The sequence below is a fragment of the Xylanimonas oleitrophica genome, assembly GCF_003244315.1.
GTDB classification, from domain to species: domain Bacteria; phylum Actinomycetota; class Actinomycetes; order Actinomycetales; family Cellulomonadaceae; genus Xylanimonas_A; species Xylanimonas_A oleitrophica.
The window spans coordinates 109742-116124 of the sequence record NZ_QKWH01000011.1 but is presented as its reverse complement, the minus strand read 5'-3'; the positions used below and the strand labels follow the sequence as shown (position 1 = coordinate 116124).

Genomic DNA, 6383 nt, shown 5'->3' with positions numbered 1-6383 from the left:
GTCGTGGCCAGCGGCGAGCCCGGCAGGCGGGGCGGGCGCCGAACACGCCGGTGCCCACCCGCACCACGGTGGCGCCCTCGGCGACCGCCAGCTCGAGATCGCCCGTCATGCCCATCGACAGCTCGCGCGCGCCCCGCGTGCCGGGCTCGCCGCTGGCCACGACGTCGTCCCGCACCGCCCGCAGCCGCGCGAAGCCAGCGCGGACCACCTCGGCGTCGTCGCTGCGCGCGCCGATCGTCATGAACCCGGTCAGCCGCAGGCCCGGCAGCGCAGCGACCTCGTGGGCCAGAGCCACGGCCTCCTGCGGAGCCACCCCCGCCTTGGTGGTCTCCCCGGAGACGTTGGCCTGCACCATGACGGCCAGCTCACGGCCGTCGCGCTCGCAGCGGGTGGACAGGGCGCGGGCCAGCTCGAGCGAGTCGACCGTCTCCAGGGCGCCTGCGGTGGCGAGCACCTGGTTGACCTTGTTGCGCTGCAGGTGCCCGATCATGTGCACCTCGACCCGCCCGGCGGCCACGAGGGGAGCGAGGTCGGGTGCCTTGGCCACCAGCTCCTGCACGCGGTTCTCGCCCACCAGCACGGGGCGGTCGTCTCCTGACTCGCGGGCGATCCGCTCGGCGGCCGCGACCGCCCGGAGCACGGTGGCGGCGTCCTGCGTCTTGGTGGCGAGCAGCAGCCGTACCTCGCCCGGCTCGCGGCCGGCGGCGCGGGCCGCGGCGTCGACGCGCGAGCGCACGCCGGCCAGGCGGGAGGCGATCCCGGAGGTGGTGGGCACGGCACCAGTCTAGGTTGGCCGGCTCAGGGGCCGGTCAGGGTTCCCCTGGATGTGCCGCACGCCCGGCCGCGAGAGCATGGGAGCACCATGCGCACTCTGCTGAACATCATCTGGCTCGTCTTCGCCGGCCTCGCCCTGGCGGTCGCCTACGTCGTGGCCGGGATCCTGCTGCTGATCCCCATCGTCACGATCCCGTTCGCGATCGCGTCGTTCCGCATCGCGGGCTACGCGCTGTGGCCGTTCGGCCGCACCGTCGTCGACCGGCCCACCGCAGGGGTGGGCTCGGCGGTGGGCAACGTGCTGTGGGTGCTGCTGGCCGGCTGGTGGCTGGCGCTGGGCCACGTGGTCACGTCGATCCCGCTGTTCCTGTCGATCATCGGCATCCCGCTGGGCTGGGCGAACCTCAAGCTCATCCCGGTCTCGTTGCTGCCGCTCGGCAAGGTGGTCGTGCCGAGCGACGCCTACTACCCGACGTACCGGCACTGACCGGCGCTGACCGGCACTGACTGGCCCTGACCGGCGCTGACCGGCGCTGAGGGTCCGGTTCAGCGCGCGAGCGGCGCGAGGCGTGCGCCCGTGAGGCGCACCAGGTCGGCGGGGGAGAGTCCGACGTCGAGACCGCGCCGGCCGCCGGAGACGTAGACGACGTCGTGCTGCTCGGCGGAGGAGTCCACGAAGGTGCGGTGCGGCTGGCGCTGGCCCAGCGGCGAGATCCCGCCGACGACGTAGCCGGTGGCGCGCTCCGCGGCCGGGGCCGGGGCCATGGTGGCCTTCTTGCCGCCGGCGGCGCGGGCGAGCGCCTTGAGGTCGAGCAGCCGGTCGCCGGGGACGACGGCGACCACGAGGCGCCCGTCGACGTCGGCCACGAGGGTCTTGTACACCTGCGCCGGGTCGACGCCCATCGCGACGGCCGCCTCGGCGGCGTAGCCGAGCTCGGAGGCAGGGTCGTGCTCGTAGGCGTGCAGCGTGTGGGGCACCCCGGCCTCCTCCAGCGCCGTGACGGCGGGGGTGGAGCCGTGCGCCCGGCTGGTCTTCTTCGCCACGCCCGCATTGTGCCCCTTCCTCGGCTCCTGGGCGGCAGGCGTCTGTAGGGTGGCACGGTGCTCGCCACCCTCCTCGCCGCCGTGCTGGTGGGCGGTTCCCTCCAGCGGGTCACGGGGCTCGGGTTCGCGATGGTGGCGGGGCCGTTCATGGTGCTGGTGCTGGGTGCGCGCCAGGGCGTGGTGATGATCAACCTGGTGGGCGCGGCCAGCGCGCTGCTGATCCTGACCCGGGTCGTGCGCGACGTCGAGTGGCGCCGGTTCGCCCTGATGGCGGTGGCCTCCCTGTGCACCACGGTGCCGGGGGCGCTGCTGCTGCGGGACGCCTCGGACGCCGCGCTGGAGGTCGCCGTGGGTGGTGTCGTCCTCGTGGGCATGACGGTCGCGATGGTGGCGGACCGGCTGCGCAGCGGCCGGCGCTGGTGGACACCCGGCGCGCGTCTGCCGGCCGTCGTCGCGGGCTCGCTCAGCGGTGCCGGGAGCGTCGCGGCGGGGATCGGTGGGCCGCCCCTGGCCGTGTACTCGGTGCTGGACCGCTGGGACCCGCGGGCCTTCGCCGCCACGCTCCAGCCCTTCTTCGTGGTGAACGCGACGGGCGCCGCCAGCGCCAAGCTGCTCATGACCGACGCCACCCTGCCGCACCTGCAGTGGTGGGCGTGGCTGCTGGTGGCCGCGTCCGTGGTGGTGGCCGTGCTGGTGGGGGACGCCGTGGCGAAGAAGGTCTCGCGCACGGCGGTGCGGCGTGTCCTGGTGGTGCTCGCCTACGGTGGTGGCCTGGCCACGATGGTGCGCGGGATCCTGGCCCTCTGAGTGCGGCCCGAGGCGAGCCGGACCGAGACCGGGCGCGGTGGGTCGCCGGAGCGGTTCAGCCGACGCGGGTCATCGCCAGGAGCCGGTCGCGCAGGGCCGTCAGCTCGGCGGCCGAGGCGTCGGCTCCCCACAGCGGCTGGGCGCTGACCCCGTCCGCGGCGGCGACGACGAGGGTCCGCACGTCGTCGGGCAGGCCGTCGGCCCGCAGCTCGGCGTCCCAGCGCTGCGAGTCCTCGCGGCCCACCTGCGCCACGGCGGGCACGGCGGCCAGGTGGGCGAGGAGAGCGAGCGACTCGCGGGCCGTGGCGGAGTCCAGGGCCTCCTCGATGCTGGCGCGCACGTAGGCGCGCACGAGCCGTCCCGGGGCGTCGTCGTCGGGGTCGACGGCGGCGAGCACCGCGGCGCGGAAGCGCTCGAGGAAGTCGGCGGCGAGGGCGTGCAGCAGGTCGTCCTTGCCGGAGAAGTGGTAGAGCAGCCCGCCCTTGGACACCCCGGCGCGGCGCGCGACCTCGTCGAGCGGGGCGGAGGTGCCGCGCTCGCGGACCACCTGCGCGGCGGCGTCGAGGATGGCGCGGCGGGTGCGGTCAGGGTCGCGTCCCGCGGTCCTGCCCATGCGTCCTCCTGCTCGTCGGTGCCTGGCGGTCGGTGTCTGGCGGCCTCACGATGCCACACGCCACCCCGAAACTGTACCGACTGGACGGTATAGTTCTGCCTCGTGCCCACCCCGCTGTCACCCCGCCGCCGCTGGGCCGCGCTCGCGGTCCTCGTGCTCGCCGTCGGCCTGCTCGCCATCGACGCCACCGTGCTCTACCTCGCGGTGCCCTCCCTCACGCGCGACCTCGCGCCCACGGCCACCCAGATCCTGTGGATCGGGGACGTGTACTCCCTCGCGATCGCGGGCCTGCTCGTCACCATGGGCAACCTCGCCGACCGCGTAGGACGCAAGCGCCTGCTCCTGGTGGGGTCCGTGGCTTTCGGCGGAGCCTCCGCGCTCGCGGCGTTCGCCCCCACCCCCGAGGTGCTGATCGCCGCACGGCTCCTGCTCGGCGTCGCAGGGGCGACGATCATGCCCTCGACGCTCTCCCTCATCCGCGCCCTGTTCACCGACCCCCGCGAGCGCACCCGCGCCATCGCCGTCTGGTCCGCCGCGGCCAGCGGTGGCGCCGCCGTCGGGCCGCTGGTGGGCGGTGCGCTGCTCGAGCACTTCTGGTGGGGCTCGGTGTTCCTGGTGAACGTGCCCGTGGTGGTCGTGCTGCTCGTCGCCGGCTCCGTGCTGCTGCCCGAGTCGCGCGACCCACGGCCGGGCCGGCTCGACCTGCTCTCGGCCGCGATGTCGTTCGCCGCCGTCATGCCGTTCGTCTACGGCGTCAAGCACGCCGTCGCGGACGGCCTCGACCTCGTCACGGCGGGCGCCGTGGCCCTGTCCGTGCTCGCCGGCACCGCGTTCGTGCGCCGCCAGCGCCTGCTCCAGCGACGGTCCCAGGCGCCCCTGCTCGACGTCGCCCTGTTCCGTGTGCCCGCCTTCAGCGGGGCGGTGCTCGCCAACCTCATCTCCGTCTTCGCCCTCACCGGGCTGCTGTTCTTCTTCTCCCAGTACCTGCAGCTCGTGCGCGGCTACGCGCCCCTGCGCGCCGGGCTCGCCGAGCTGCCCGCCACCGTGGCCTCCATCGTGGTGGTGGCGCTGGTGGGGCTCGCCGTGCGGCGCCTGGGCCGCGGCCCCGCGATCGGCACCGGGCTCGCCGTCACCGCGGTGGGCATGGTCGCCGTCGCGGCCGCCGAGGGCGCCGAGCAGTACGTGTGGCTCGGCCTCGCGCTCGTGCCCGTGGGCCTCGGCGTCGGGCTCGCCATGACGCTCACCACCGATGCCGTGGTCTCGGCAGTGCCGCCCGCCAAGGCCGGTGCTGCCTCGGCCATCTCCGAGACCGCCTACGAGCTCGGCGTCGCCCTCGGCGTCGCGCTGCTCGGGTCGCTCGTGACCCTCGGCTACCGCCTGCGCCTGACCGCCCCGGCCGACCTGCCCGAGGGTGTCCGCGACCGCATCGAGGACTCGCTGGCCTCAGCGCTCGTCGCGGCCCCCGACCACCCGGAGGTGGCCGAGGCCGCGCGCGAGGCGTTCGTCGGTGCGCTGCAGACCACCTGCCTGGTGGCCGCTGCCCTCACCGCCGTCGCCGCCGTCGTCGCCTGGCGGGTGGTCCCGGCGGACCGGGTCTGAGAGCGGGCTGACACAAGCTGAGACCAGGCTGACGCGCAGGCCGGCACGCAGGCAGACGACAGGGTGCTCAGTAGGAGACCGGGGTCAGCACCGACTCCCAGTGCCACGGCTCCGGCAGCCGCCCGCCCGGCTCGGCCCAGTCCGGGTGCGTCCAGCCGTGCTGCTCCGCGTTCTCCTTGAGCCAGGCGTACTGCGGGCTGTCGAACGAGGCGACGCCACCGCCGAGGTCCACGGCGGTGCCCAGCCCGTGGTTCGAGCAGCCCGGAGGAGCTGCCAGCGGGTTGGGGTTCGCCGGGTTGTACACCGCGAGCTGCTGCTCGTACGTCCGGTACGCCGAGGTGATGGTCAGGTCCTGGCCGAACCGCGCGCGGTAGGCCTCGTTCAGCGCCACCAGGTCGTCGAGCACGTCAGCACGCAGCGAGAAGCGCGGTGCCCAGGGGATCGGTGCCAGCAGCGCGGGATCGAGCCGCCCCGCCTCCGGGAACCAGAGCTGGTCCGGCTCGGGGCAGGTGATCGCGTCCTGCGCCGTCATCAGGTCCGCCGTGGCGCGCTCGACGGCGGCGTGGCGCGCGGTGAGCTCGCTCGTGGCCTGCTCGACCCGCACCGGGTCGGAGACCTGCCCGGCTGCGGCGCTACCGACCGTGGCGGCAGTCCTGCCCGCCTCGTCGAGCGCGGCCCGCACGGCCCCCCGGACGACCTCGTCGGCGCCCAGGCCGTCGGTCGCGGCGTAGACCTGCTCGCCCCGGCCCGTGGCCGGCCCGAGCGCGTCGAGCGCGACGCCGGCCTCGGCGCGGGCGTGCTCCAGCCGGGCAGCCTGCACCACCGCGGCGTCCGCCTCGACCCGCTGCCGTGCCGCGTCCGCGTCCCCGGGGCGCCGCTGGATCAGCGGCGTGCGGGCCAGCACGGCCTCCGCACGGTCCACGGAGGCGGCGAGGGAGCCCCGCACGGCGTCGTCCGCCACCTTGCCCGCGGAGTCCTCCAGCGCGGCACGGGCCGTGGCCACCTCGGAGGCCAGCCGTTGCGCCTCCGTGTGCATCGTCAGCGCCAGGCCACCTGTGGCCAGCCCCACCACCGCCACGGGGACGCCCACGAGCACGGCTGCCCGCCCCGGGCGGCGCCCGGTGAGCCGGCGGCCGTGCCGCACACGGTCTTCGCGGCCCAGGCTCCCGATCGTCGCGAGCGCTACGACGCCGCCGCCCACGGCCGCCCCGACGGCGTACCAGGCCAGGTCCGTGGCGGTGAACGTCGTGCCGAGCACGTAGCGAGCGGGCTCGAACGCCGCGACCACGGCGGAGGGCACGGGCGTGAGCTGGGCCAGCTCCACCGCGGCGCTGACGGCGAACCCGGCCGCCGCCGCGACCACCACCGTCGTCCGGGGCCGCACCAGCACCACGAGCAGCACCACGAGGGTGGCGTACAGGGCGTCTCCGGCAGGGCCGCCGACGGCAGGCGGCAGGGCGGCCCGGGCGGCGAGGCCGGCCAGCGCGACCACGACGGCGAGCAGCGCCGTCGTCGTGCGGCGCGGCCCGGTCAGAGCGAGCACCGG

The 6383-nt window shown here is 75.6% G+C and carries 7 protein-coding genes; 3 read left to right on the top strand and 4 right to left on the bottom strand.

From position 1 onward, the window contains the following. Window positions 1-775, bottom strand: a 775-nt coding sequence (locus DNL40_RS12890) for a YggS family pyridoxal phosphate-dependent enzyme (RefSeq protein ID WP_111251656.1), incomplete at its 3' end; no start/stop codon positions are given. Window positions 776-862: 87 nt separating this feature from the next. Between DNL40_RS12890 and DNL40_RS12885 the strand changes: the two genes are divergently transcribed. Then, on the top strand, window positions 863-1261 hold the full coding sequence (locus tag DNL40_RS12885; protein ID WP_111251655.1) for a YccF domain-containing protein: 399 nt from the start codon (window positions 863-865) through the stop codon (window positions 1259-1261). Between the two features lie 59 nt (window positions 1262-1320). On the opposite strand, the gene ybaK is transcribed toward DNL40_RS12885, so the two are convergent. Beyond that, window positions 1321-1818, bottom strand: a complete 498-nt coding sequence (gene ybaK, locus DNL40_RS12880) for a Cys-tRNA(Pro) deacylase (RefSeq protein WP_111251654.1) — start codon at window positions 1816-1818, stop codon at window positions 1321-1323. 57 nt (window positions 1819-1875) lie between these two features. On the opposite strand from ybaK, the gene DNL40_RS12875 reads away from it, so the two are divergent. Next, a complete protein-coding gene (locus tag DNL40_RS12875; protein ID WP_111251653.1) occupies window positions 1876-2625 on the top strand; it encodes a sulfite exporter TauE/SafE family protein in 750 nt (249 codons plus the stop codon). 55 nt (window positions 2626-2680) lie between these two features. Here DNL40_RS12875 and DNL40_RS12870 read toward each other — a convergent pair whose 3' ends face one another. Then, window positions 2681-3238 (bottom strand): TetR/AcrR family transcriptional regulator, encoded by a 558-nt coding sequence (locus DNL40_RS12870; RefSeq protein WP_111251652.1) that lies wholly within the window; start codon window positions 3236-3238, stop codon window positions 2681-2683. A gap of 102 nt (window positions 3239-3340) precedes the next feature. Here DNL40_RS12870 and DNL40_RS12865 point away from each other — a divergent pair, with 102 nt between their 5' ends. Continuing rightward, entirely contained in the window at window positions 3341-4837 is a 1497-nt protein-coding gene (locus DNL40_RS12865; protein WP_111251651.1) for an MFS transporter, read from the top strand. A 67-nt stretch (window positions 4838-4904) separates the two neighbouring features. On the opposite strand, the gene DNL40_RS12860 is transcribed toward DNL40_RS12865, so the two are convergent. Continuing rightward, window positions 4905-6380: a DUF2809 domain-containing protein gene (locus DNL40_RS12860; protein ID WP_111251650.1), complete on the bottom strand. Its 1476-nt coding sequence runs from the start codon at window positions 6378-6380 to the stop codon at window positions 4905-4907. Window positions 6381-6383 lie beyond the last annotated feature (3 nt).

What these genes read in the sequence shown, in the direction of transcription:
- DNL40_RS12885 (WP_111251655.1), top strand. Translation starts at nt 863, where the DNA reads ATGCGCACTCTGCTGAACATCATCTGGCTCGTCTTCGCCGGCCTCGCC.
- DNL40_RS12870 (WP_111251652.1), bottom strand. Translation starts at nt 3,238, where the DNA reads ATGGGCAGGACCGCGGGACGCGACCCTGACCGCACCCGCCGCGCCATC.